Annotated in this window: 26 protein-coding genes and 1 tRNA gene; 5 read left to right on the top strand and 22 right to left on the bottom strand. The window is 71.0% G+C overall.

Annotated elements, in window-relative coordinates:
* Nucleotides 1-148 precede the first annotated feature (148 nt).
* Nucleotides 149-613 carry a hypothetical protein gene (locus K933_RS13005; protein ID WP_023395203.1) on the top strand — a complete coding sequence of 155 codons (465 nt, stop codon included), beginning with the start codon at nucleotides 149-151 and terminating at the stop codon, nucleotides 611-613.
* Between the two features lie 67 nt (nucleotides 614-680).
* Here the strand turns inward: K933_RS13005 and K933_RS13010 are convergent, their stop codons facing one another.
* The 12 genes from K933_RS13010 to K933_RS13065 form a co-directional block, all read right to left on the bottom strand.
* Nucleotides 681-1,295, bottom strand: a complete 615-nt coding sequence (locus K933_RS13010; protein WP_023395204.1) for a GNAT family N-acetyltransferase — start codon at nucleotides 1,293-1,295, stop codon at nucleotides 681-683.
* A 72-nt stretch (nucleotides 1,296-1,367) separates the two neighbouring features.
* Nucleotides 1,368-2,258 carry a hypothetical protein gene (locus tag K933_RS13015; RefSeq protein ID WP_023395205.1) on the bottom strand — a complete coding sequence of 297 codons (891 nt, stop codon included), beginning with the start codon at nucleotides 2,256-2,258 and terminating at the stop codon, nucleotides 1,368-1,370.
* A gap of 118 nt (nucleotides 2,259-2,376) precedes the next feature.
* Nucleotides 2,377-2,796: a VOC family protein gene (locus tag K933_RS13020; protein ID WP_023395206.1), complete on the bottom strand. Its 420-nt coding sequence runs from the start codon at nucleotides 2,794-2,796 to the stop codon at nucleotides 2,377-2,379.
* Nucleotides 2,797-2,934: 138 nt separating this feature from the next.
* Nucleotides 2,935-3,573, bottom strand: a complete 639-nt coding sequence (locus K933_RS13025) for a 30S ribosomal protein S7 (RefSeq protein WP_023395207.1) — start codon at nucleotides 3,571-3,573, stop codon at nucleotides 2,935-2,937.
* The gene (locus K933_RS13030; RefSeq protein WP_023395208.1) at nucleotides 3,573-4,001 is read right to left on the bottom strand and encodes a 30S ribosomal protein S12; all 429 of its coding nucleotides are present in this window, start codon (nucleotides 3,999-4,001) and stop codon (nucleotides 3,573-3,575) included. The genes K933_RS13025 and K933_RS13030 overlap by 1 nt, the downstream gene beginning before the upstream one ends.
* Nucleotides 4,002-4,168: 167 nt before the next feature.
* Nucleotides 4,169-5,095, bottom strand: coding sequence for a mechanosensitive ion channel family protein (locus K933_RS13035; RefSeq protein WP_023395209.1), 927 nt, complete (start codon nucleotides 5,093-5,095; stop codon nucleotides 4,169-4,171).
* A 55-nt stretch (nucleotides 5,096-5,150) separates the two neighbouring features.
* Nucleotides 5,151-5,576, bottom strand: coding sequence for a NusA-like transcription termination signal-binding factor (locus K933_RS13040; protein WP_023395210.1), 426 nt, complete (start codon nucleotides 5,574-5,576; stop codon nucleotides 5,151-5,153).
* Complete coding sequence (gene rpoA2, locus K933_RS13045; protein ID WP_023395211.1) at nucleotides 5,577-6,836, bottom strand: DNA-directed RNA polymerase subunit A''; 1,260 nt, start codon at nucleotides 6,834-6,836, stop codon at nucleotides 5,577-5,579.
* Nucleotides 6,829-9,774, bottom strand: coding sequence for a DNA-directed RNA polymerase subunit A' (locus K933_RS13050; protein ID WP_023395212.1), 2,946 nt, complete (start codon nucleotides 9,772-9,774; stop codon nucleotides 6,829-6,831). The genes rpoA2 and K933_RS13050 overlap by 8 nt, the downstream gene beginning before the upstream one ends.
* 3 nt (nucleotides 9,775-9,777) lie before the next feature.
* Nucleotides 9,778-11,604 carry a DNA-directed RNA polymerase subunit B gene (gene rpoB / locus K933_RS13055; protein ID WP_023395213.1) on the bottom strand — a complete coding sequence of 609 codons (1,827 nt, stop codon included), beginning with the start codon at nucleotides 11,602-11,604 and terminating at the stop codon, nucleotides 9,778-9,780.
* Nucleotides 11,605-11,608: 4 nt separating this feature from the next.
* The gene (locus tag K933_RS13060) at nucleotides 11,609-13,174 is read right to left on the bottom strand and encodes a DNA-directed RNA polymerase subunit B'' (RefSeq protein WP_023395214.1); all 1,566 of its coding nucleotides are present in this window, start codon (nucleotides 13,172-13,174) and stop codon (nucleotides 11,609-11,611) included.
* On the bottom strand, nucleotides 13,174-13,407 hold the full coding sequence (locus tag K933_RS13065; RefSeq protein WP_023395215.1) for a DNA-directed RNA polymerase subunit H: 234 nt from the start codon (nucleotides 13,405-13,407) through the stop codon (nucleotides 13,174-13,176). Before K933_RS13065 ends, K933_RS13060 begins: the two co-directional genes overlap by 1 nt.
* A 257-nt stretch (nucleotides 13,408-13,664) precedes the next feature.
* On the opposite strand from K933_RS13065, the gene K933_RS13070 reads away from it, so the two are divergent.
* Nucleotides 13,665-13,737: transfer RNA gene (locus K933_RS13070), tRNA-Asp, on the top strand.
* Nucleotides 13,738-14,395: 658 nt separating this feature from the next.
* Here K933_RS13070 and K933_RS18435 read toward each other — a convergent pair.
* The 5 genes from K933_RS18435 to K933_RS13085 form a co-directional block, all read right to left on the bottom strand.
* On the bottom strand, nucleotides 14,396-14,551 hold the full coding sequence (locus tag K933_RS18435; protein ID WP_161631424.1) for a hypothetical protein: 156 nt from the start codon (nucleotides 14,549-14,551) through the stop codon (nucleotides 14,396-14,398).
* A gap of 75 nt (nucleotides 14,552-14,626) precedes the next feature.
* Complete coding sequence (locus tag K933_RS18440) at nucleotides 14,627-14,773, bottom strand: hypothetical protein (protein WP_161631425.1); 147 nt, start codon at nucleotides 14,771-14,773, stop codon at nucleotides 14,627-14,629.
* An 87-nt stretch (nucleotides 14,774-14,860) separates the two neighbouring features.
* The gene (locus K933_RS13075) at nucleotides 14,861-15,229 is read right to left on the bottom strand and encodes a fluoride efflux transporter FluC (RefSeq protein ID WP_023395216.1); all 369 of its coding nucleotides are present in this window, start codon (nucleotides 15,227-15,229) and stop codon (nucleotides 14,861-14,863) included.
* On the bottom strand, nucleotides 15,226-15,582 hold the full coding sequence (locus tag K933_RS13080; RefSeq protein ID WP_023395217.1) for a fluoride efflux transporter FluC: 357 nt from the start codon (nucleotides 15,580-15,582) through the stop codon (nucleotides 15,226-15,228). The genes K933_RS13075 and K933_RS13080 overlap by 4 nt, the downstream gene beginning before the upstream one ends.
* A 20-nt stretch (nucleotides 15,583-15,602) precedes the next feature.
* Nucleotides 15,603-16,697 carry an ATP-binding protein gene (locus tag K933_RS13085; protein ID WP_023395218.1) on the bottom strand — a complete coding sequence of 365 codons (1,095 nt, stop codon included), beginning with the start codon at nucleotides 16,695-16,697 and terminating at the stop codon, nucleotides 15,603-15,605.
* Nucleotides 16,698-16,772: 75 nt separating this feature from the next.
* Here K933_RS13085 and K933_RS13090 point away from each other — a divergent pair, with 75 nt between their 5' ends.
* Nucleotides 16,773-17,348 (top strand): DUF7382 domain-containing protein, encoded by a 576-nt coding sequence (locus K933_RS13090; RefSeq protein ID WP_023395219.1) that lies wholly within the window; start codon nucleotides 16,773-16,775, stop codon nucleotides 17,346-17,348.
* Nucleotides 17,349-17,431: 83 nt separating this feature from the next.
* On the opposite strand, the gene K933_RS13095 is transcribed toward K933_RS13090, so the two are convergent.
* The 3 genes from K933_RS13095 to K933_RS13105 all read right to left on the bottom strand — a co-directional run bounded on the left by K933_RS13095 (nucleotide 17,432) and on the right by K933_RS13105 (nucleotide 19,913).
* Nucleotides 17,432-18,187 carry a protein-L-isoaspartate O-methyltransferase family protein gene (locus K933_RS13095; protein ID WP_023395220.1) on the bottom strand — a complete coding sequence of 252 codons (756 nt, stop codon included), beginning with the start codon at nucleotides 18,185-18,187 and terminating at the stop codon, nucleotides 17,432-17,434.
* 57 nt (nucleotides 18,188-18,244) lie between these two features.
* A complete protein-coding gene (locus K933_RS13100) occupies nucleotides 18,245-19,177 on the bottom strand; it encodes a class I SAM-dependent methyltransferase (RefSeq protein ID WP_023395221.1) in 933 nt (310 codons plus the stop codon).
* Between the two features lie 106 nt (nucleotides 19,178-19,283).
* A complete protein-coding gene (locus K933_RS13105) occupies nucleotides 19,284-19,913 on the bottom strand; it encodes a protein-L-isoaspartate(D-aspartate) O-methyltransferase (protein WP_049947863.1) in 630 nt (209 codons plus the stop codon).
* 171 nt (nucleotides 19,914-20,084) lie between these two features.
* Here K933_RS13105 and K933_RS13110 point away from each other — a divergent pair, with 171 nt between their 5' ends.
* Nucleotides 20,085-20,927, top strand: coding sequence for a hypothetical protein (locus K933_RS13110; protein ID WP_023395223.1), 843 nt, complete (start codon nucleotides 20,085-20,087; stop codon nucleotides 20,925-20,927).
* 61 nt (nucleotides 20,928-20,988) lie between these two features.
* Here the strand turns inward: K933_RS13110 and K933_RS13115 are convergent, their stop codons facing one another.
* Nucleotides 20,989-22,146: a methionine synthase II (cobalamin-independent)- like protein gene (locus K933_RS13115; RefSeq protein WP_023395224.1), complete on the bottom strand. Its 1,158-nt coding sequence runs from the start codon at nucleotides 22,144-22,146 to the stop codon at nucleotides 20,989-20,991.
* 79 nt (nucleotides 22,147-22,225) lie between these two features.
* Complete coding sequence (locus tag K933_RS13120; protein ID WP_023395225.1) at nucleotides 22,226-22,876, bottom strand: HVO_0476 family zinc finger protein; 651 nt, start codon at nucleotides 22,874-22,876, stop codon at nucleotides 22,226-22,228.
* A 248-nt stretch (nucleotides 22,877-23,124) separates the two neighbouring features.
* Here K933_RS13120 and K933_RS13125 point away from each other — a divergent pair, with 248 nt between their 5' ends.
* Nucleotides 23,125-24,960: a BGTF surface domain-containing protein gene (locus tag K933_RS13125; protein WP_152529831.1), complete on the top strand. Its 1,836-nt coding sequence runs from the start codon at nucleotides 23,125-23,127 to the stop codon at nucleotides 24,958-24,960.
* The last annotated feature ends 113 nt before the right edge of the window (nucleotides 24,961-25,073 follow it).

The raw sequence follows: 25,073 nt of genomic DNA on the forward strand, positions 1-25,073 counted from the left end.
CGACCGCGACCACCCCCAGCGTGCGAACCATGCTGCCCGTCCCAGCCGCGACGGGAATAAACTCGCCCCTCGTAGTATTTCATCTGGTAACTAAGCGGTGCCGTCCGGCGGGCGAACCTACTTGCTCCGTCCGGCGCTACACCCACGTATGAGCGCCGTCCCCGCGTCGTTCTCGTCCCGCACGCTCCTCCGCGACTGGGTCGCCGCGGCCGCCGTCCTCGGCGGACTGTACGCGCTGGCGTACGGCGTCCAGTTCCAGCCGCTGCAGGTCCCCGGCTACCTCCTGCTCGTCGGCTTCGACGCAGTGGAGTTCGTCCTCCCCGAGTTCGGGAGTTCGACCGCCTACGACCTCGGGTTCGCGTGCTACCTCGGCGTGCTCGCGGCGCTCGCGGCCGTCGGCGCGTCCGCGGCCCGCGCCCGCGGGGCGACCGGACCGCTGGTCGGTGTCGGCGCGGGGCTGGCGGCGGTCGGCACGCTCGCGCTCCTGCTCGGCGCCGTCGTCTACCTCCCGGTCGGCGGGACCCCCCTCGCCATCGTCGCCGGGACCGGACTCGTCCTCGCGCTCGCGGGCGCGGGCGTCGCGTTCGGTCTCGGCCGCAGCCGGTCGACCTGACCGCGTTCGGGCCCACCGCCCGCGGGCGGAGACGGTCTCTGATACGGGATCCAGTCGACCCGTCCGCTCAGTACCGCACGTCGCTCCGCGCGCCGTCGGCCGCGCGCCACTCCGCGCGGCTCACCGAGAAGCGGTGGTGGTCGGCGGGCGCGTCGTACCGCCCCGCGTGGTTCCGCAACCGCCCCTCGTACCGGCCGCCGTGGCGCGTCACGTACCGCTCGACCGCCCGGTACGACCGCCGGTTGTCGGCGTGCAACGGCACCGCGACGACGCCGAACCCGAGCGCGTCGAACGCCACGTCCAACAGCGCGTCGGCGCGTTCGCCCGAGTAGCGCCGCCCCCAGAACGGCTCGCGGAGCCAGATAGCGGGGAGCGCGAGGTCCTTCTCCGGCTCACAGATCAGTCCCGCGGTCCCCGCCAACTCGCCCGCGCCGTCCTCGCCCTCGCGGGGTCGTATCGCCCACTCGGCGCGCTCGCCGCTCGTCCACTTCGCCCCGAACGACGCCAGCCGCTCCTCGGCGTCGCCGAGCGTGTCGAGCGGGTTCCACGGCAGGTACGCCGTCTCGCGTTCGACCGTCCGGCTCCGCCCCCGTCCCGCGGCGTCGTACAACTCGCGGGGGGACACGCGCTCGTCGGCGCGTTCGAGCCGCAACCGGTCGGTCTCGACGGTGTCGGGGAACACGCGAGCCGGTTCGCCGCCCCCGGTGAACTCGTTTGGGTCCGTGTGGGACGGCGTGACGGTCCGCGGCGCGCGTCACCCCGTGAAGTCGAGCGGTTCGTACTCCAACTCCGCCCAGTACGTCGTGCCGTCGTACCGCACCACCCACGACCCGCCGGAGTCGGTCGACCCGACCGGGTCGTGTGCGCGGAGCCGGTTCCGGACCGACCGGAACACGTCGTCGTACGACGAGCCGGCGTAGTACGTCCCGTTCGTCGCCCGCGCGAGGAGGTCGCGCTCGGCCGACGAGAGGTCGGCGGGCGACAGCGTGAACGCGTAGTTCTCGCGGAGCGACGCGCCGTACGCCCCCGCGCTCGGGGCCACCTGGGTCGCCGTGTAGCGGTACTCCGTCACGGCCACCGGCTCCCGTTCGATCCTGACCGCTACGCGGTCACCCCCGTATCGGACCGCGACGTACTCCTCCGAGAACGCCGACGCCTCCAGTTGCGCCGGCGTGTACCGCCACACCGCCCCCTGGTCGTACCCCTCGTAGAGCCGTCTCGGCCGCTGGAGGGTCGCCCGGCGCAGCACGCTCCGGTCGACGGGCGAGAGGTCCGCGTACTCGACCGTCGGGTCGTCGGCCGAGCGATTGTAGTCGACGAGCAGGGTGACGGACCACTCGGTGTGGTTCCCCCTCGGCTCGACCGCGAGGTCGTAGTAGGCACCGTCGACGGCGTACGTCCGTCCCTCGGAGTCGAGCGGTGGTGAGGGGGCGGTCACCGTCGTGGACCCGTTCTCGACGGCCCTTTTCACGGTCTCTCCCCGGCCGTCCCTCGGGTCGGCCCGGGTGGTCGGCGGGTCGTGACTGGCGTGGCCGGCGAGTTCGGTGTCGTTCACCGCGGTCAGCTGTAGCGACCCGGCCGCACACCCGGAGACGGGGAGGAACAGCGCGAGCGCACCGAACGCGAGGAGGACGCGAGCGTTCACACCCCGGGGTCCCGACACCCGGACAAGTGAGTTGTGGGCCGTCTATCACGCTCGGTACTGGCGTGCGGCGGCGCGGTCGCTCGTGGGGTCACCTCCTGTGGCCGCCACCGGCCCGCGGTCACTCGGGCGCGACGACTTCGACCGTGATCCCCTCGGGGTCCTCGCAGTAGAGCGCGTAGTAGCCGCCCGCGAACGGGTGGCGGTCCTCGTAGAGAAGGTCGGCGTCCGGTCGCTCGCGCACCCCGTCGGTCAGTCGGTCCACCTGCTCGCGGGAGGCGGCGTGGAACGCGAGGTGGTTCAGCCCGGCCGCGCGCCGGTCGAACGGTCGGTCGGGGTTTTCCGTCCGCTCGATCACCACGTAGGTCGGACCTCGCGACCACGAGCGGCCGCCGTCCCACTCCTCCTTTCGGTCGTAGCCGAGTTCGCCCAACAGCCAGTCCCAGAACTCGACCGACGCGTCGAGGTCGGACGCGGACAGTTCGACGTGGTGGAGCGCCCCCGCGTGGGCGGGGTCGGCGTGGTCGTGGCCGTCGCTCACGGCTCGATTGACACGTCTCTCACACAAGTACTCCCCCCCGCGACCGCTCGGACCGTCAGCGCGACCGCTGGCCGACGCGGAGACGCGAAGGGAGAGGAGAGAACGAGAACGGCGAGAGAGGGAGAGCGAAGAGGGAAGTTAGCGTGCGGCGGCGGCGACGCGTTCGCGCTCCTCCTTCTGGGCGATGGGGTACGACTGGACGTCGTACCGCTCGGCGCCGATCAGGAGGTCCGCGAGCGCCTCGGCGGCGCTGGTCGACGACTTGTACGTCGCCGACTGGACGCCGTCGCCGATGAACTTGAGCGCCTGGTCGACCCGGCGCTGGGGGGCGACGTCGACCGCCTTCGGGACGGAGATGCCGCCGTACTTCAGGCGGACCGTCTCCTCGCGGGGCGCGGCGTTCTCGACGGCGGTGACGAGCACCTGGATGGGGTTGTCGTCGGTCCGCTCGTGGACGATGTCGAGGGCGTCGCGGACGATCCGGGTCGCCTGCTGTTTCTTGCCCGTGTTCTCGTCGGTCTGCATCAGCCGGTTGATCAGCCGCTCGACAATCGAGATCTCGGACTTCTGGAACTGCTTGGAGGCGTGCCGGCCCATCGTGTGCGCGATGGGGGTCACGTTGAGGTACGGCCGCGTCGAGGGGTCGCCGTACTCGATCTCCGAGACGTCCCAGACGCCGAACAGCAGCGCGTTCTCCTCGGCCTGCTCGCTGTCCGCGGGCGCGTCCGGTTCGGGCGTCTCCTCCTCGGCGTCGGCGTCTTGCTCTGACTCGGACATTATCGGACGGGCTTCTCCGCGTTACCGCGTACGAGTTCGATCATCGACACGCCGTTCACCTTCTCGACCTTGTAGTTGACGCCGGAGAGGTCGCCCATCGCGCGACCCTTCGCGCCGCCGATGCCGGCGATGGTGACCTCGTCGTGTTCGTCGATGAACGAGATGGCGCCGTCGCCGGGACAGAAGGCGGTGACCTGCTTGCCGTTCTTGATGAGTTGGACCCGGACGCACTTCCGGATGGCCGAGTTGGGCTGTTTCGCCTCGATACCCACCTTCTCGAGGACGATGCCGCGCCCCTGCGGCGCGCCCTCCAGCGGGTCGGACTGTTCGCGGAGGCCGCGCTCGCGGCGCGCGTACTCCGAGTCGGACCACCGACGCTTCTGGCGGTCCTTCTTGAGCTTCCTCGCGGCGTACTTGCCGTTCGCCATATGCGAGTGGGTTCCCGACGGAGCTACGTAAGGGTTCCCTTTCGCCCCGACAAGACGCCGCGAGAACCGATTAGCGACACCTCTCGGGTTCTCTGAGCGCGTTTCTGATCCCGAACGGCGCGCTGGGCCGGCCGCTGGCGGTGGGTTCGACCGTCAGCGTCCGCCGGTCACGGCCGCGTTCCCCCCTCGCCGTCCGTTCGGTCCCGGTCGTCGCGTTCCTCGGTCGCCGAGACCGCAAGCGCGCCCGATAGCGACTGAGTGGCGGCCGCTCCGAGTTCGATCCCGGCGGCGGGGAGCCGTTCGAGCGCTCGCTCGCGGAACCGCACGCGCGCGCCGTACACCCGCTCGCCTGTCGGGTCGTCGACCCAGAACACCGCGCGGAGCGTGACGGACCCCTCCCCGAGCGTATCGACGATCGCGTTCGGCTCCGGGTCGGCCAGCACGCGGTCGTCCTCGCGCGCGATCCCGGCGAGCAGTTCGCGCGCCAGTTCCACGTCGTCGTCGTACGCGAGGTGGATCGTCTCGTCGATCCGGGCGCGCTTCCGGCCGAACGGCCGCGTGAGCGAGTTCGTCGTCAGTTCCGTGTTCGGGACGGTGAGCGTCTCGTAGGCGGGCGTGCGGATCCGGGTCACCCGGAAGTCGACCTCCTGGACCGTCCCCTCGCCGTTGGGCCACGAGACGAAGTCGCCGACGTTGAAGTCGGGGTCGGCGATGAGGAACAGCCCGCTGATGAGCGAGCCGAGCACCTCCCGGCCGGCGACGCCGAGCGCGACCGTCAGCGCGGCGACGACGAGCGCCGGGTTCGCGAGCGACGTGTACCCGCCGGAGACGAAGCCGGCGAACAGCGCGACCACGACGACCGCGTAGCCGAGGTACGTCTCGACGGCCGACTGGAGCGTCGGGTTGCGGCGGTTGCGCGCGCGGACGACCCGGACGACCGACGGTTCGACGACCAGTCGTCCCACCAGGTAGACGGCCGCGGCGACGAGGAGGAACGCGACCGCGGCCTCTACGCTGCCGGTGTACGCCGTGAACGGCTCCGGCAGCGGGCCGCCGGGGAGCCAGGTTTGGAGTCCGAACGGGAGCGGGCGCATGGAGTCGCGTGGCCGCCCGCCGACAATAAGTGCCGCGTGACCCGGCCGGACCGCGCTACGCCAACTGCACGTCGTCGATGTCGAAGTGCCGGTGCGCGAGCTTCCGCGCCGCCTCGATGTTGCGGCCGTCGGTGCCGATCGCGACCCCGCGGTCGCGGTCGACCACCTCGGCGTACGCCACCACGTCGTTCTGCTCGCTGACGGTCACGCCGCGGACCGCCGCGGGCGCCAGCGAGTTGGCGACGAACGACTCGGGCGTGTCGGCGTCCTCGACGAGTTCGACGTCGGCGTTCAGCGCCTCCTCCACCCGGCTGACCGTCCGGCCGTCGGGACCGATCGCCTCGCCCATCTCGCCCGTCGGGACGAGGAAGACCAGCCTGTCGCCGCCCTCCTCGACCAGACAGTCGAGCGGCGTCACGCCGGTCACCTCCGCGACGGTGGCGATGTAGCCGCGCGCCTCGTCGGAGATCTGGACCCGCATTCAGTCGTCCGCGGACTTCCGCGCCGACGGCGCGGCGCCCATCCGCAGGTCCACGTCGCCGGTGCCGATCGCGACCGGCTTGCCGACGATGACGTTCTCGATGACGCCGTTGAGGTCGTCCGCCTCGCCGTGGATCGCGGCGTCGAGCAGGTGGTTCACCGTCACCTCGAAGGCGGCGCGCGCGAGCACCGACTCCTTCGACCCCGAGATGCCGTGGCGGCCGATCGACTCGACGGTGCCGCGGTTGGTCATGATGTCCGACACCAACATCAGGTGGCGGATGTTCACGTCGTCGAGACCCTGCTCTTCGAGGGTCTCCATCGTCTCGTTGATGATCGTCTCGCGGGCCGCCTCAACCCCGAGCGTCCGGTAGATCTCGTGGATGTTGTTACACGTCGTCCGGGAGGCGTCGACGCCCTCGATCTCGAGCGCGTCCGCGAACGCCGACCCCTCGGTGTAGAGGACGAACTCCTCGTCGTTGTCGGAGTCGTCGACGGACTCCTTGCGGATCACGACGCGGGTGACCTCCTCGATCCCCTTGAACACGATCTCGCGGAGCTGTTCGACCAGTTGGAGCAGTTCGCGGTAGCTCGGCTCCTCGGGACCGAACTCGATCTCGGTGCCCGTCCGCCGGGTTTCGACGCCGAGGTTGTCCTCGATGATGTCCGCGACGATCCCCGCCACCTCGGTCGCGCTCTCGTAGGTCGGCCAGCGTTCGAGCAGCGTCTCGTCGTTGAGGTCGATCGACACCAGCATGTCCGCGACGTTGGTCGACACGTCGCCGAGCGCGAGGATCTTCGTCGCCTCCAACTGCCACACCACCTCGTGGGCACGCTCGCGGTCGGTGGCGTGCTCGTCGTCGAGGTGGACGATCATGATCGGCGTGTCGGGCGTCTTCCGCGCGTCGACGAGTTCGATGAGGCGGGGCAGCCCCTGGGTCACGTCCATCTCCGCGACGCCCGCGTAGTGGAACGTGTTCATCGTCATCTGCGTCCCCGGCTCGCCGATCGACTGCGCGCTCACCGTACCGACGGGGTCGAGCGGGTCGACCCGCGTGTCGAGGTAGCGCGACTCGACCGCCTGTGCGATCTCGTCGGCCTGCTCGGTGGTGACGCCCTCGCGGGCGTCGACGGTGTCGTACACGCGGTCCTTCAGCCGCCGCGGGAGGTCGGTGTCCTCGACGACGAGCGCGATGTCCTCGGTGACGTGCTCGTGGGCGTCGACGTACGTGTCGACGCTCTCGACGGTCGTCTCAGTCATCCGACTGCGCCCCCATGCCCTGCGCCTTGTCGAGCCCCGGACCCGCGTACTCCGAGAGGTTGGTCGGCGGCTCCTCGCGGCCGAGGAAGCGCGCCTTCTCCTCGCTGGAGGTGAACTCCGCGTCGACGACCCGGTCGGCGATGCTGTCGACGTCGATGGCGTTCTCCTCGGTCGAGGAGACTTTCACGGGCGAGGTGCCGTCCTCGCCGAACTCGAACTGGACGATCGTGCCCGAGGTGTCCCGGACCGTCCCGTCGTACTGCGTCTCCAGTTCCGAGAGCGCGTTGATCAGCCGGCGCTGGAGGTAGCCCGACTTCGAGGTGCGGACCGCTGTGTCGACCAGCCCCTCGCGGCCGCCCATCGCGTGGAAGAAGAACTCCCGCGGGGTCAACCCGCCGCGGTAGGAGTTCTCCACGAACCCGTGCGCCTCCGCCGAGAGGTCGTCGGGCTTGTAGTGGGCGAGCGTGCGGTCCTCGTAGCCGCGGTTGATCCGCTCGCCGCGGACCGCCTGCTGGCCGACGCAGCCGGTCATCTGCGTCAGGTTGAGCATCGACCCGCGCGCGCCCGAGCGGGCCATGATCACGGCCGGGTTGTCGTCCGCGAAGTGGTCCTCCGCGATCTCGCCCGCGGAGTCGCGCGCCTTCCCGAGCGTCTGCATGATCTTCATCTCCAGCGTCTCGTCGACGGTCCGACCGGGGAGCGACTCCAGTTCGTCCGCCTCGTACGTGCCGATGAGTTCTTGGACCCGCTCGTACGCCGAGTCGATCGCCTCGTCGACCTGCTCGTTCGCGGTCGGCGGGATCGACTCGTCGTCGATGCCGAGCGAGAACCCGAAGTGCATGATCGCGCGCATCGCCAGCGACGCCACCTCGTTGATGAACACGCGGGCGCGCGTCTCCGAGTACATCTTCGTCAGGGTGTCGACCACCTCGCCGCCGAACGCGCCGACGGCGTCCTCGTCGACCGTCCCCCGGATCAGCTGACCGTCCTCGATGAGCACCTCGTCGCCCGACGACGACGTGAACTCCAGGTTGAGGTCGTCCGGGAGCAGTTCCGAGAACACGGTACGGCCGGTCCAGACGTCCTGGCCCGCGTCGTTCTGGCCGTCGGGCGCGGGCAGTTCGTCCACGCTGGTCGCCCGGAGCAGGTCGAGCGCCTGCGTCTCGGTGAACTCGGGATTCTCGTTCGTCAGCAGGTAGGTACCCGAGATGTGGTCCTGGATGGCGCCGATGATGTTCTCGCCGAACCGCGGCGAGAGGATCTGCTCTTGGACGCGCATCAACACGCGCGCCTCCGCACGCGCCTCCTCGTTTTGGAGCGCGTGCATGTTCATCTCGTCGCCGTCGAAGTCGGCGTTGTACGGCGGACAGACGACGGTGTTGAGCCGGAACGTCTTGTACGGCATCACGACCACCTCGTGGGCCATGATCGACATCCGGTGGAGCGACGGCTGGCGGTTGAAGATCACGATGTCGCCGTCGACCAGGTGGCGGTTGACCTCCCAGCCGGGCTGGACCTTCTCCGCGAGCTCCTCGCAGTTCTTCTCGGTCACCTTCAGCCGGCGGCCGTCAGGCCGCTTGACGTAGTTCGCCCCGGGGTGCGCCTCCGGCCCGTTCTGGACGTACCGGCGCGCGCGGTCGATGTTCCGCTCGGAGACGTTCATCGTCTGGGTCATCTCCTCGGCGACCCGTTCGGGGACGCCCACCTCGTTGAGCGAGAGGGTGGGGTCCGGCGAGATGACGGTCCGCGCAGAGAAGTTGACGCGCTTGCCCGACAGGCTGCCGCGGAAGCGGCCCTCCTTCCCCTTCAGCCGCTGGGAGAGGGTCTTGAGCGGCCGGCCCGAGCGGTGCCGGGCGGGCGGCGTGCCCGATATCTCGTTGTCGACGAACGTGGTGACGTGGTACTGCAGCAGTTCCCAGAGGTCCTCGATGATCAGCTGGGGCGCACCCGCCTCGCGGTTCTCCATGAACCGCTGGTTGATCCGGATGATGTCGACCAGCTTGTGAGTCAGGTCGTCCTCGGAGCGCTGGCCGTTGTCGAGCGTGATCGACGGCCGCGCCGTGACCGGCGGCACCGGCAGCACCGTCAGGATCATCCACTCGGGGCGCGACCCTTGGGAGTCGATCCCGAGCGCTTCCAGGTCCTCGTCGGGGATGTCCTCGAACCAGTCGCGGATGTCCGAGGGCATCAGCTTGTTCATGTCCTCCTCGGTCAGGTCGACGTCGAGCGCCTTCTCGAGCGCCTTGCGGTCCTCCTGGCGGGGGCGGAACTCCCCCGAGAGGATGTCGTTGACCCGGTCGAGCGCGATGCCCGTCTCGTCGGCGAGCTGCTGGGGTGCCATCCCCTCGCCGATCTCCTCGCCCTCCTCGTCCTCGTCGGGCTGCATCGCGCGGGCGATGCGTTCGGAGTACTCGCCCGCGAGCACGTCCTGCACCTCGTAGTAGGTGGTGGGCTTCTCGTGTTTGATGTCCGCCTGCGGGTGGCTACAGTACGGGCAGGTCTTCGCCTTCCGCGCCTGCCGCACGGCCGACTTGAGTACGTCCGTCGGGTCGCCACCGAGGTCCTTCGTCCGCTGGAGCTTCTCCGAGAACTCCTCCTTCTCCTCGTCGGTCAACGCGAGCCGACCGCACTCCCGACACGTCGAGCGCAGCAGCCGTCGGATGAGCTTCGTGAACCCGACGTGGATGACGGGCGCCGCGAGTTCGATGTGCCCGAAGTGGCCGTTACACGACCCGGAGTGTTTGCCGCAGGTGCGACACTCCAGCCCCGGGTCGATCACGCCCAGCCGCGGGTCCATCAGCCCCATGTCGATGGGGTAGCCGTCGTCGTCGTACGTGTCCGCGGTGATGACCTTCGTCGCGGACATGTCCCGGTACGTCTCGGGGTCCATCAAGCCGAACTTGATGCCGCCGATCTCTTTGGGTGTGGCTCCAGCCATTGGTTATACTGCGTCCTCCAGTTCGAGGGTCGGTCGAATGCCGAGCGCCTTCATCTCGTCGAGCAGCAGCTTGAACGCGTAGCTGATCTCGATCTCGTGGATGTCGTCCTCGTCGCCGGTGACGGGGTCGTAGATCCGCCGTTGCTCCACGTCCTCCACGGCGACCATCCCCGTCTCCTCGGAGACGTACACGGTCTCCTTGTCCGACGAGTCGAGCAGTCGCTCCTTGAGCGCCATCGCGGCGCCGTGTCCGATCAGCACCTCCCGCTCCATCTCGCCGACGCGCAGGCCGCCCTCGCGGGCGCGCCCCTCGGTCGGCTGGCGGGTGAGCACCTGCACCGGCCCGCGCGAGCGGGCGTGCAGCTTGTTCGACACCATGTGGTACAGCTTGTGGTAGAAGATGGTGCCGACGAAGATCTCCGCCTCGATCTTCTCGCCGGTCACGCCCGAGTACATGACCTCCTTCCCCGAGGACTTGTAGCCGTGCTCTTCGAGCGACGACCGGAGTTCCTCCTCGTCTTCGCCCTGGAACGCGGTACCGTCGACGCGCCGGCCCTCCAGCGAGCCGACCTTGCCGCCGAGCATCTCCAGGACGTGCCCCACCGTCATCCGCGACGGCAGCGCGTGGGGGTTGAGCACCAGGTCGGGGACGACCCCGTCCTCGGTGAACGGCATGTCCTCTTGGGGGGCGAGGTGGCCCACGACCCCCTTCTGGCCGTGTCGGGAGGCGAACTTGTCGCCGAGTTCGGGGATCCGCTCGTCACGGACCGACACCTTCGACAGCTTCGAGCCGTCCTCGCCCTCCATCAGCGTCACCGTGTCGACGACGCCGTCCTCGCCCGACCGCATCGTCACGCTGGTCTCGCGGCGCTTCTGCGGGCTGAGGCCGCCCATGTCGTCCGGTTCCTCGAGGAACCGCGGCGGACTGGTCTTCCCGAGGAGGACGGAGTTCTCGTCCACCGTCGTCTCGGGGTTGACCAGGCCGTCGTCGTCGAGGTGCGTGTACGCGTCCTCGCCGCGCGCGCCGCGGACGTCCTGACTCGGCGTCTCGAAGCGGTCCTCCTGCCCGCCGGGGTAGCGCCGCTCCTCGCCCTCGTAGGTGCGGAAGAAGTGCGAGCGCGCCATCGCGCGGTCGACCGACCCCTGGTTCATCACGAGCGCGTCCTCGATGTTGAACCCCTCGTAGGACATGACGGCGACGACGAAGTTCTGCGCCGCCGGCCGCTCGTCGAACCCGATCTGCTCGGTGGTCTGCGTCTTCACCATCGACAGCTGCGGGTAGTGCAGCAGGTGCTGACGCGTATCGGGGCGGATGCGGTAGTTCGCGGCGGGCAGCCCGAGCGACTGCTTCATCATCCCCGCGCCCATCGTGATGCGCGGGCTGGCGTTGTGCTCGGGGTAGGGGATCATCCCCGCGCCGATGCCGAAGATCAGCTGCGGGTCGATCTCCAGGTGGGTGGTCTCGGGGACGATGTCCTCCTCGTCGACGGCGACGAGGATGTCCTCCTCCTCCTCGGCGTCGATGAACTCGACGAGGCCGTGTTCGACCAGGTCGTCGAACTCGATCTCGCCGTCGTTCATCGCCTCGATGTGCTCGTCGTCGAGCAGCGGTTCGCCGTTCTCGACCACGATCAGCGGGCGGCGCGCGCGGCCCGCGTCGGCGTTGACGATGACCTCGCCCGTCCGCTCTTTGACCGAGACGTTCACCATGTCCGAGACGTCGCCCCGCCGGCGCGCCTCGCGGATCTGTGCTGCGAGCTGGTTGGGGTCCGGGTGGGTCCCGACCAAACTCCCGTTGACGTAGACTTTCGCTTCTCGTGCCTGAGCCATGTTGTCAGTCGTCCGCGGATGCGCGGTCGACGCCCTCGATGCCGGGGATACCCTCGACACCCATCGACGCCAGTTCGCGCTTGAGTCCCTGTTCGTCCTCGATGTTCTGCGACAGCTCCATCGCCTGCGCGAAGTTCTTCACCAGCCCGCAGTTCGGCCCCTCCGGCGTCTCGGAGGGACAGATGCGGCCCCACTGGGTCGCGTGGAGGTCGCGCGCCTCGAAGTGCGGCTGCGAGCGCGACAGCGGCGAACGCAGCCGGCGGAGGTGCGAGAGCACCCCCATGTAGTCCGTCCGGTCGACCAACTGGGAGACGCCCGACCGGCCGCCCACCCAGTTGCCCGTCGCGATCGGGTGTTCGAGCCGCTCGGTCAGCACGTCCGACCGAACCACCGTGTTGACGGTGAGCTGTCGGTTGCGCATGTTCGCGCGTTCGAGCTGGTACTTCACGTCCCGCGCGAGCTTGTTGAGCGCGGTCCGGAACAGGTCCTTCATCAGGTCGCCGCTGACCTTCAGCCGCTTGTTGGCGTAGTGGTCCTTGTCGTCGGCCTCCCGGCGGTCGAGCGCGAGTTCGAAACACGCCTCGGCCATCCGGCAGAGGTAGTACGCCTTGTTCGAGCGGGTCTCCTCCTCCTCGACGCCGTCCTCGTGGAGGTGCGGCAGGAGGTAGCGGTCGATCACGTAGTTCGCCCGCTTCAGCTGGTAGTTCTTCCCCTGGCCGCTGGCGACGCGTTCGCCGAGCGTCTCGATCGCCTCCTCCTCGGACTGGACGTCGGCCTCCTCCAGGTTCTCCAGCATGAACTTCACGATCTCGGGGTCGTCCGAGACGCGGTGGACGATCTCCTCGTCGGATTCGAGCCCGAGCGCGCGCACCAGCGTCACGAAGTTGACCGAGCCGGAGACCGAGGGGAACGACACCTCCAGTAGCCCCTCGCGGTTGCGCTCACAGAGCACGAGCGCGCGGTAGCCGCGGCGCTGGCTGAACGTCTTCGCCACCTGGATCTCGTCGCCGTACTTCGAGTCGTACTCCGCGAGGATCTTGTTGGGCGCGAGGTCCTCGCTCGTCATCAGCACCCGCTCGGAGCCGTTGACGATGAAGTAGCCGCCGGGGTCGACGGGGTCCTCGCCGATCTGGACGAGGTCGTCGTCGGAGAACCCCGAGATGTTGCACTTGTTCGAGCCGACCATGATGGGCATCCGGCCCACCTTGGTCTCGGTCTGGTCGACGACCGTCTCGGGTTCCTCCTCGCCGCCGCGGATGATCTTCATCTCCATGAAGACGGGGGCGGCGTAGGTGATGTTGCGGAGGCGCGCCTCCTGTGGGTACAGCAGTTCCTCGGAGCCGTCGGCCTCGCGGACGCGCGGCGTCGTGATGCGAACGTCGCCGAGTTCGACGTACACCGGCTCTTGACCCTCCTTGTCGCCGATGTCGGTGTCGATGGTCTCCTTCTCGTCTACGACATCCTGCATGCCGCGGTCGAGGAAGTTGTTGAACGAGCGGAAGTGGTGTTCTGCGAGGCGCTCTTGGGAGAAGTACTCCCGGGACACCTCGCGGCGGATCTGTCGGTCCATTATGAGTCTACCACCAGCCGATAGACGACGGCTGTGTCGGTGGTTCGCGAGTCGCGTTCGATGCGGACCACGTCGCCCGGCTCCGCCGCGTCGGGGAGCGCGGGGTCGGTCCGCGTGATCTTGGGCAGATCGGTCTTCTTCACGTTGTACTCCTCGAGCACCTCCTCGACGTGCTCCGGCTCGTCGAGGAGGCTGTGGTCCGGAACGAGCTCGTGTTGGCTTACGTCTACCATAGCTTGGGGGTGATCGCGTTCGGTACCGGCCGTGGGCGGTGGGGAGAAGTCTTCACGAGATACTACGGCGCTATATACGTCGGAGGCATTTAACCCTTGTCAAGTGTGAGGGACGCAGCGCTGGGCGTCCCGCACAGAGGGACGTTCCGTCCGATGGACCCCGACCCTTTCAACCTTGCGACGGACGGTATCGCACGACACAGTCGGGTAGGATAACAAGCCTTAATTAGGTCCCACCGAAACGAGGAGATGCGTTCGCCCGGATGGTGTAGTGGCCCATCATACGACCCTGTCACGGTCGTGACGCGGGTTCAAATCCCGCTCCGGGCGCTTCTCTCGGAACTACGCTCGCAGCCTCCGGTATCGGTCCCGGTGAACCGATGCGGAACCGTTCCGTCCCCGCTTCCGTCGAGCGACGGCTGCGGTGACTCGGTCTCGGGGTGATCTGTCCACGGTCCCGTCGAGGGGCCTTCTCGAGTGCGAAGGCGTCGAGTCGGACCCGGTCGAGTTCGACCGGCCCGGCGGTTCGTTCCCGTCCGGTGCCGGTCCGTTGACCACCCACTCGGCCCCGTCGGCGAGGATCCACTACCGGGTGTCGAACGCCGCGGTACTCGGCTATCGCCACCACCGACCCGTCCCGCACCGAGGTCGTTCACCGGCTTCACCTCCCCGACGTACGGGTCCGGGGTGTTCGTGACCCGGACGCCGGAGTACCGACTCCGGTCGCCGCCGCTCCGCGGTTCGAGTCGAGACGCCGGTCCGACCGCGTCGAGGAGCGGGTCGACCGGGTCGAACCGGGTGACCGTCTCGGGTTCGTACCCGGCCCCACGTCTGAGCGGGCGTCGCTCCCGAAGGGGAGCCGTTACACGCGATGGTCGGACGCTTCGACGACGACGTCTCTAGAAAGCCGTACGGTACACTCCTGCAGTACGCCGCCCGCCCCTGCCGTACGACTCGGGTCGCGCGGTTCCGACTCGGCGTCGGCCGCTCACTCCGACGACGGGCCGACCGCCCGGAACTGCGACTGCGGGTGGCCGGCGACGCAGAACCGACCGACGCGACCCGTCGAATCCTCGATCTCGACGAGTTCACGGCTGCAGTACCCGCATTTCTCCTCGCCCGAGACTTGAACCTCGTAGCTCACACTCCCCGGTTCGACTCCCCCGGTATAATCGCGGCGCTCAAAATATCGAACGAGATACCGGCCGTGTGACCCCCGTCACAGGAACGTCGAGAGCACGACGACGCCCGCGACGAGGAAGCCGAGCGCCATGAGCAGGAGGACGACGACGAACAGCGCCATCACCGGTTCGCCGGCCGCGCCGTCGAGGAGCTTTCGGCCCGTCGAGCGGTCGCCGGCGCTCACGGCGGGGTCACGTCCATGGCCGCGGTAGGGGAGCCGGCCGAATAAATCCCCGCCGGTCCGTCGCGTGGCGGCCCCACCGACGGACGGTCACGGCCACAGTCCCCCGACGCGGCCGCCGACCGCCGCGCCAGCGAGCGCCGCGACGACGGTACCGACGGCGAAGCCGACGAGCGTCCGCCACTCGCCGTCGGCCGCGAGCGCGCGCATCTCGACGGCGAACGACGAGTACGTCGTGAACGCGCCGCAGAAGCCCGTCCCGACGAGCAGTGCCGCCCCGCCCGGCGCGCCCGCCGCTACGGCGGCTCCCGTCGCGCCGAGGAGGAAGCTCCCGGCGACGTTCACCGCCACCGTCGCCCGGCGGCCGGGGATGCGCTCGCCGAGGAGGTAGCGGCCGCTCGCGCCGAGGGCGCCGCCGACGGCGACGAGCGCCGCCGCGAGCGGTCCGGCGGCGCTCACGCCTCCGCTCCCCTGGTTCGCCGCCCGACCGCGGTTCCCAGCGCCGCCGCCGCGACGCCGAGCGCGTACGTCGCGGCGACGTACGCCGCGCCGGCCCGCGGGCCGAGCGAGAGCGTCTCGACGGCGAACGTGCTGTAGGTGGTGAACGACGAACACAGGCCGGTCGCCGCGAACAACCGGACCCGGTCGGGGAGCGAGCGGGTGACGAGAACGCCGAGGAGGAAGCTCCCGACGACGTTGACGAGGAGCGTCCCTCCGACCCCGGTGACCGCGAGACCGGCGCCGTACCGGAGCGTCGCGCCGACCGCGCCGCCGACCCCGACGACCCCGACCGCGCCCAACTCCTCGCGCATGCCCCGACTGCGCGGCGAGCCTACTCGTCGCTTTCGACTTCGTCACCCCGTCCCGTCGACGCCGCGACCCCGCTCGCGCGCGGACTCGCCCCGCCGTGGTGGGTCCGCCGCTCGCGGACGGCGAGCGGGTGGACCGACTCGGTGGCGTCGTCGACGACGAGCGCCTCGCCCACGCCGTCGGGGAGGCGGCTCCCGAACTCGTCGTCGAGGAACGTCGGCCGGGCGTCGTCGAGCGCCGCGATGTCGGCCCGGGCGGTGAGTCGGTGGGCGACCAGCAGGTCCGCCTGCGACACCGCGACGTCGGGGAGCGCCGACGGGCGCTGGGTGGCACAGACCAGCGAGACGCCCGGCGCCCGCCCGCGGGTGAGCAGCGTCCGCAGCGCCGGCCCGGCGACCCCCTCGAACAGCGCGTGCGCCTCGTCGACGAACAGCCACGGCAGGCGGTCGAGCGTTCCCCGAACCCCGGCGTCGTACAGCCCCGCGGCGACCGCCCGACAGACCGCGTTCGTCGCCGCCTCCGACAGCGCCGAGCAGTCGAGCACCGTCGGCTCGCCGCCCGCCAGGTCCGCCGCGGTCAGCCCGTCGGGGTCGAACGCGTCCCACGACGCGGCGAGGTCGACGTGGTTCGCCGCCGCCCGCCGAGTCGCCCGCTCGGCGTCGCTCCCCGCCACGAACGACCGCGCGCCGTCGAGCGTCGCCCGCTCGGCGAACGCGCGCCACAGCAGCCCGCCGACCGGACCCGCCGGGTCGAGACCGAACAGCCGCGGCCACGCCTCGGGTGCGAGCGCGTCCGCTCGGACGCGCGGGCGCTCGTGAACCGTCCCGCCGTCGGCCGCGAGCCCGTCGAACACGCCCATCGGGTCGACGACGACGGGCGCCAGCCCCGCGGCGTCCGCGACGCCCTCGGCGACGACGCCGAGCGTGTACGACTTGCCGCTGCCGCGCTTGCCGACCACCAGCCCCGCGTGCGGGCGGTCGACGTCGAGTGCGACCCGCGCGCCGGCGCTCCCGTCGCGGGCGCGGTAGCGGCCGAGCGCCGCGGTCGGCCCGCCGCCGTCGCTCGTCTCCTCGCTCGCACCGTCCCCGTCGGTCTCGTCGCGCCCGATGACGTACACGCCGGCCGTGCCCGCGCCATCCGGGATAAACGGTCGCCCGAGGGTTCAAGTACCGGAGCGGGACCACCGCGGACCATGCTCGACCGACTCGGGTTCGACCGGTTCGACAGGCTCGACAGTTCCGGCTGGTTCGGCGGGAAACCGCTCGCGGACGCGTTCGACGCGCTCGCCACCCTCGGCGGGTTCGACGCGTCGGGCGCGGCCGACTCGTTCGGCGCGTTCCGCCGCGACGAACGCGCCATCGAGGGGCTGCCGGTCAGGCTGGTGATCGCGCTCGTGGTCGGCGTCGCCAGCCTGAGCGTGATGCTCAACATGGTGTCGGGGATCGGGGGGCTGGCGGTCACGGAACTCGACGCGCGGCCGACGCCGGAGGTGACGACGCCCGGCGCACAGGAGCTGACGGTCGCGGCGGTCGGCCCCGACGGCGCGCCGGTTGCGGACGCGACGGTCGTGGTGAAGGGCGGCACCGCGAGCCTCGACGGGGTGGCGACCGCGCGGACCGGCGACGACGGGACGGCGACGCTCTCGGTGGCGCCGGAACTCGGGGCGAACCAGGCGGAGGGGACGTTGGAGATATCGATCAAGCCGCCCGCGGGCGGCGAGTACGTCGACCGCCGCGGCAACACGCGCGTGCTCGTGGTCGCCGAGTAGCGCGAGGGGCGAGCGTCGGCGGTCGGTGCCGGTCGGCGGTCGGTGCCGCTCAGCGGTCGGTGCCGCTCAGCGGTCGGTGCCGCTCAGCGGTCGGTGCCGCGCAGGCGGTCGTCCCAGTCGATCCACTCGTGCTCCCAGCCGGTGGGCGCGAAGTAACCCTGCCGGGCGAACTCGGCGTCCTCGCGCTCGGTTCGGTTCCTCACGCCGGCGTCGGCCTGTTCGCCCTCGACCAGCAGCGGCCGGAACGCGACCGGGCCGAACTCGTCGACCGCTCGGACGCCCGCGGCGTCGCCCGTGTCGTCCGAGTCCTCGGGTTCGAACGCGACCAGCGTCTGTTCCGCCCCTCGCCCCCGCGGCATCACCAGCCGACCGTCGGGCGCCAACTGTCCGACGAGCGCGCGCGGCGGGTCGACCGCCGCCGCCTCGACCAGCACCCGGTCGAACGGCGCGTACTCCGGCAGCCCGTCGCTGCCGTCGCGGCGGTCGACCAGCACCCCGCCGTAGTCCGCCGCCGCGAGATTCGCGCGCGCCTCGTACACCATCTCGCGGGAGATGTCGACGGCGTGGACGTGTTCCGCCCCGACCGTCTCCGCGATCACGGCGGGGGTGTAGCCGACGCCGGCGCCGACCACCAGCGTCCGGTCGCCGGGGTCGGCCGACAGCGCGGAGAGGACGCGCGCGGCGGTCGCGGGCGAGAGGACGCGCGTGCCGCCCTGCTCGCCCTCGCGGTTGGCGTACGGCGACTCCGCGACGAACTCGTGGCGCGGGACCGCGGCCATCGCCGCGAGCACTCGCTCGTCGGGCGCGCGGTCGAGGGCGTATTCGAGCGCGTCTAACATGTCCTCTCGCAGAGCCGCCGGGTCGGGACCGCCCATACCTCGGCTCCGCGCCCAGCGCTAATCAACCATGTGCTTGTACCCCACCACCGCGTGCGCGTCCGTCCCGGGGACGGGTTCGACCGCGGTGTCGGCGAAACCGGCGTCCGCGAACCACTCGCGGTAGTCGGCCGCCGCGTGTGCGCCACCGTGGCCCGACGCCAGCCCCCGAACGTCGGCCGCGGTGGCCCCCCCGCTCCCGTCGGCCACCGTCTCGACGAGCACGAGCGTCCCCTCGGGTCCGAGCACGGCCGCGGCGGCGCCGACGAGGGCGGCCAGTTCTCCCGGGTCCATCGCGGTGGCGACGTCCGCGCCGAACGCGAGGTCGAACGGCCCCCCCAGCGTCGCGGGCGTCCCGGCGTGGACGGTCACGTTCGCGTCGTCGTACAGCGGTTCGACGAGGTCGACGGCCTCGGCCGAGTCGACCAGCGTCACCGCGCGGCCGCGCGCCGCGAACTCCGCGGCGTACACGCCCGACCCGCCGCAGAGGTCGACCACCCGCTCGGCGTCGGGCGCCGCACGGACCGCCGCCGTGACGGCCGCGCGGACGAACGCCTCGTCGGTGGCCGCGTGCGCGCCGAGCGCGTTCGCCGTCCAGTCGTCGCCCCGCTCGGGCGGCACGCCCGTCTCCATCGTCGTCGGGAGGTCGACGAGTTCGTCGACGTCGTCGATGGCGTGCGGGACGCCCCCGATCGAGCGCACGTCGCGTTTCGCCAGCAGCCCCAGCGCCGCGTTCGTCGGCTCGTACTCGCCGTCCACCCGCGTGAGCAGCCCCAGGTCCGCGAGGACCTCCACCATGACCGCCGCCGCCTCCGGCGTCACGTCCGTCTCGGCGACCACTTCCTCCGGCGTACCCGCCCGGTCGACGAGCACGTCCAGCACCCCGGTCTCCCGCGCCGCCCACAGCGCCAACCGGAACTCGGTCGCCAATCCGGCCCACTCTCGCGTCGACATGTCCCGCCGGACGACGTGCCGGCGTAAAAACCAGTCGTCCCGGACCGACCGAGGCGGCTTGCGAGACGCCTGCCCGGTCCGTGCGAGGTTCGTCGGGGCTCCCGGCTCACCCGCCCCGCATCTGCACGAACCGAACCCCGCCGTGGTCCTCGCGGTCGATGCCGTCGGCGCGGACCCGGAGGGTGACGAGCCGTTGACGCCGTTCGCCGACGGGTGCGACGACGACGCCGCCCTCGCGCACCTGGTCGACGACCGCGTCGGGCACCGACGGCGTCGCGCAGGTGAGGTACGCCGCGTCGTACGGCGCGTGTCGCGGCCAGCCCTCGTGGCCGTCGCCGACCCGCACCCGCACCCGGTCGTAGCCCAGGCTGTCGAGCGTCTCCCGCGCGCGGTCGGCGAGGGCGGGCCGGTACTCCACGCTGGAGACGGTGCCGTCGTCGACGAGTTCGGCCGTGACGGCGGCGTGGTAGCCGCAGCCCGTCCCGACCTCCAGGACGTCGTCGTCCGGGTCGGGCGCCAGCAGGTCGGACATCACCGCCACCATGTGCGGAGCGCTGATGGTCTGGCCGTCGCCGATGGGGAGCGGCCGGTCGTCGTACGCCCCGCCGCGGCGCTCGGCCGGGACGAACTCGTGGCGCGGGACCGCCCGGAGCGCGTCAGCCGTCGCGGGTCGCTCGGCGTACCCGCCGGCCTCCAGTCGGTCCACCATCGCCTCGCGCGCCGACGCGAACTCCATGTGTTCGGGTAGGACGCGAGCGAGGAAAACTATCACGCCGGCCGCGTCGTTCCCGGCGCCCGGACCGTCCGCGCGGCCCGCGCCGCCCCGGGTGCCGGACCGTACGGGCGCGGACGTCACCCGGACGGTGCCGGTGACAGGTGTAAGCCCCCGGGCGTCCTACTCGGGGGCGTGTCGAATCCCACCCTGACGGCGGTCGACCTGTCGGTCCTCGTGGCGCTCGCAGACGACCCCGCGGACGCCGAGGCGCTCGCCGACCGAGTCGACGCCTCGCCCGACGAGGCGGACGACCGGCTGTCGGTCCTCCTCGACAACGGACTCGTGCGCGAGACCGACGACGGCTACGCGCTCACCGACAGCGGCCGGCGCGTGGCCCGCACGCCCGACGGCGACGCGGCCGACGACTCCGTCGACGCGCCCCCGGAGGTCCGGGAGGCGCTCCGCGAGCGCGGACTCGACGCCGACCGCCTCGACGCGGTGCTCGCGGCGTTCGCGTTCCTCCGCTACTGGGGGACCGCGACCGGCGCGGAGATAGCCGACGGCGCGTTCGGCGAGGTCCCCCTCGACCACCCGACCGCCGACGCGTGGTGGGGGTTCGTCGCCGACCACCTCGCGGCCGTCCCGACGGTCGACGCGCCCGACCGCGAGGGCGACTTCTGGCGGTTCGACGGTCGACCCGGCGTCGCGGACCTCTCGGACGACGGACGGAAGCGGCTGTTCGACCACGGGAGCCCGGCGCAGTACGCCAGCGCGACCGAGGCGATGGCCGCGATGGACCTCCCGGACGACGCCCGACGGGCGGTGGCGGCGGCGCTCGCGGCGCTCCAGGGGAACGAGGCGGTCGAGACGGGGACGCTCCGCGCGGCCGTCGGCGACGCCGGCGGTGCGACGGACGGGTCGACCGACCCCGACGCCGAGGAACTGCTGGCGACGCTCGAACGGCTTCCCGGCGTCGTCCGCGAGGGGGAGCGGTGGCGGTACACGCTGACGCCCGACGGCTACGCGTCGGCGTGAGCGGGCCGCGGAGGGGGTGGCCGACCCGCGACTCGGCGCCGGCCGCGCCGCGACCGGCGACCTACGACAGCCGCTCGCTCGCGATCGCGGCGCCGTCGGTCAGCGCGTCGAGTTTCGCCCACGCGATCTCGGGGTCGACCATCCCGATCCCGGCCTGCGTGCCGAAGCCGCAGTCGGGGGCGGCGACCAGCGGCGTGTCGTCGGCGACGGCGTCGGCGACGCGTTCGATCCGGTCGGCGATCGTCTCGGGGTGGTCGATGACGTTCGTCTTCACGTCGACCACGCCCGGCATGAGCGTCCAGCCGTCGGGTAGCGGGTGTTCGGCGAACGCGCGGTACTCGTGTTGGTGCCGGGGGTTGGCCTGCTCGACGCTCAGCCCCGTGATGTCCGCCTCGTAGATGACGGGCAGCATCTCGGCGAGGTCGGTGTCGAGGTGGTGGGGGCCCTCGTAGCTGCCCCAACAGGTGTGGAGGCGGACCTGTTCGTCGGGCACGCCCGAGAGCGCCTCGTTGAGCGCCTCGACGTGGAGGCGGGTCGCCCCCTTGATCTCCTCGAGCGACTCGTCGGCGTACGCCTCGGTCTGACCGACCGTGAGGAGTTCGGGCGCGTCGATCTGGAGGGTGAGTCCCGCGTCGGCGACGAGTTCGTACTCGGTCGCCATCGCGTCGGCGGCCGCGAACAGGTACTCCTCGTAGTCGTCGTAGTAGTCGTCGACGTGCGTGGCGGTGACGATGCTCGGCGACGCCGCGGTCATGAACGTCCCCTCGGCGTCGGCATCGACGCCCGCCTCGTCGAGGGCGTCGAGGAACCCCTCGATCTCGGCTTCCGCCTCCTCGCGGCCGGTGTACTCGATGGGACCCGCGACGACCGGGTGCATCGAAAGATCGATCACGTCGGTCTTGAACGTCTCCTCGGCGTAGTCGGGGAACTCCTGGAGGTCCGCCCACAGCGCGGTCTCGCGTTCCCCCTCGATGCCGCTCAGCCGGTCGGCGACGTACCAGTTGAACGAGACGCGCGACTGCTCGCCGTTGTTGATCGCGTCGAGCCCCACCTCGCGCTGTCGGTCGACTACGGCTCGGGTGGCGTCGGCCACCGTCTCCTCCCACTCCTCGTCGTCCACGTCCTCGCCGTCCTGCCGTCGCGTGAGCAGGTCCAACAGCTCGGGCGGTCGCGGCAGGCTCCCGACGTGCGTCGTGCGGATGCGGTCGTCGCTGGTCATCGTCTACTGGTGCGGTAATACTCGCTCGAAATGATATAACCTGTGGTATTGGCAACCCCGGGTCGGTCCGGGCGCCGCCCTACCACGCCGACCAGGCGGTGGTGGTCTCGTCGCGGGCGTACACCCGCTTGACGTCCTTGGCGAACACCATGTCGCCCTCGTGGTCGAACTTCTCGCGGCGGTAGCCCTCGGAGTCGTCGCGGACCTGCACGCCCTCGATGACGAACTCGTCGTCGCCGAACGACTCGACGTCGCCGACGGTGAACTCGAAGTCGCCGGGGACGTACACCTTCAGCCCCCGGCTCTCGTCGTGCCGGCCGTCCTTCGGGTGGACGGTGACGTTGACGCCGACGTTGTCGACGACGCGCGTCCACACCGTCGCGGCGTCGTCGACGGGTGCCGCCTCGACCCGACGGTCGCCGTCGAGTTCGACCGACGTGACCCGCACCTGCTGGATCGCCTCCGGCGTCTCGACGATGAACTCGTCGCCCGTCTCCACCGTCTCCTCGGGGTCGGCCCCCAGCGTCGCCGGGTACGACTCGCCGTCCTGGGAGACGACCACGTCCACGTCGACCGTCTCGGGCTCCTCGAGTTCGACCTTGTGCGTGTGGCCGCAGGCGGTACACTGCACCGTGGCGTGCCCGCCGGGCTTCAACACCTCGTGGGGTGTCCGGTCGTTACACGCCGGACAGTCGACCGGGATCTGGCCCGGCTCGCTCGTCTCGCTCATGCGCTGAGTTCCGTCTCGGGCGGTAAAAACCCGCGCTTCCGTCGCTCCGACGGTCGAGCGGCGACGTTCTCTCGTCCTCGTCGGACGCCTTCGGTCCGACCGCGACCGGTGACCGATCGCGACGAGTCGGTCGTACGCTCAATTCTGCGGTTGAACGTACGCCACGAATATCGTGGGAGCGGCGTAACGATCACTCGCGATGGTCGCACTCCCAACGCTGACGTTCGGCCCTCCACGACGTACGACACGTGACGGATCCCCCGCCAGCGGAGGTGGTCGCGGTGGGCGGTAGCCGTCTCGGACGACTCTGCGCGCTCGCGGTCGCCGCGCTCCTCCTCGCGAGTTCCGTCGCTCCCGTCGCGGCGGCCGCCCGGTCGCCCGCCGCGGACGCGACGACGCTCGCCTCCGACGGCGAGGCGATCTCGCTCGCCGCCGGTCCCGGACAGGTCGTCCGCGGCGAGTCGCCGCTCCCGCCGGGAACGACTCTCCGCGTGACCATCGAGGGCGGTGGGTCGGGAACGCCGCAGTTCGTCCGGGCGACCGAGACGGTGGTCGGGACGGACGGCGAGTTCGCCGCCGTGTTCGACCTGTCGACGGTCGACGCCGGCACGAGCGTCGAGGTGAGCGTCGCGTCCGACGGCGAGTCGCTCGCCACGGCACGGGGGGAGATCACCGAGTGTCGCGACGCCTGCGCGGCCCCGACACCCGAGTCGCCGACGGCGTCGCTCGACGCCCCGGACGGGACGGTGACCCGCGAGGCCGGTCCGGGTCGCGTCCTCGCGGGCGAGACGAACCTCCCGCCGGGGACGCCGCTCACAGTGCTGGTCGGATCGCGCGACGGCGGCGAGAACGGTACGACGACGCGGACGACCACGACGGCCGCCGGGACGTTCCGCGCGGTCGTCGACCTCTCGGACGCGCCGACGGACGCACCGCTGCGGGTGACGGTCCGGTCCGACGGCACCGACCTGGCGACGAGCGACCTGACGGTCGACCCGTGCTCGGAGTCGTGTGACCGGCCGTCCGGGACCGAACCGGGGACCGACTCGGCCGACGAGGAACCGGTCGAACGGCGTGCGAACGTCGACGACCTGACCCTCTACGACGCACCGCAGGGCGAGGTCGTCCGGATTCCGGTGACGTTCGGCCCCTCGAACGGAACGCTCACCGTCGGCGGGGAGAACTTCACGTACGCGCTCCACCTCGCGCTCCACGACGGTGACGACGACAACCGCGTCGTCGTCGCGTTCGACACGGCGAAGGTCGGCGCGGGGAGCGAAGCGGTTCGCGCCGTCGACGAGTCGGACTCCGTTCGCGTGCTGTCCGAGCGCGGGCAGTCGGACCGCTCCGTCCTCGACGAGGGCAGCTACCTCCTGACGCAGCGCCCGGGCGGTCTCGGCCCGGTCGAACACGGCACGCTCGTCGTGCGCGCCACCGACGCCGACCGGGACACGGCGGACGCCCCCGTCGAGCGGTTCGGGTTCCCGGTCGTCCGCGAGGACGGCGAGTACGACGGGTTCGACCCGGTTACGACCGCCATCGGGCAGCCCGCCCGCATCCCGTTCCGGACGGACGAAGTCGAGCGCCCCGTCGTCTTCGTCGGCGACCCGAACGAGGGGTTCTTCCTCCGCGCGGTCGTCGAGGACGGGAACGGTGACGAGCGGGTGACGCTCGTCCTCGACACCGCCGCGGCGGCCAACGGCTCGCACGAGTCGATCCTCACGACCGCCGCCTCCGAGGACTCGGTCGACGTTCGGGCCGTCCACGGACGGCTGGAGGCGAAACGGTACTTCCTCCGCGGCTACGTCGCCACGGCGAACCAGAGTTCGCCCGATCAGTCGCCGGTAGTGGAGAACCTCGTCGTCCGGTCGAGCGGCCGTCTCGTCGTCGGCGAACGGGGGACGACGCCCACGGGGAGCGCGAACGGCGGCGACGCCGTCACCACCGAACCGTCGGCACGGGTCGGGCCGTTCGGCCCGCTGTCGGGGTCGAACGGACCCGGACCGCTCCTGCTCGTGGCGGTCGGCGGCCTCCTCGCTGTCGGCGGCGTCGTCGTCCTGACCGGCGCGGTCGAGTGGGAGTAGACGGACCGACGGTTCGCCGCCCGCCTCCGTCGTCCGCCGTCGACTCTCCCCTCTTTCCACCTCTCGCTCGCCGCTTCTTCCCCCCCCTCGTGCGTGGAACCGATCCCCAGTTC

This window comes from Candidatus Halobonum tyrrellensis G22, assembly GCF_000495475.1.
Taxonomy (GTDB): domain Archaea; phylum Halobacteriota; class Halobacteria; order Halobacteriales; family Haloferacaceae; genus Halobonum; species Halobonum tyrrellense.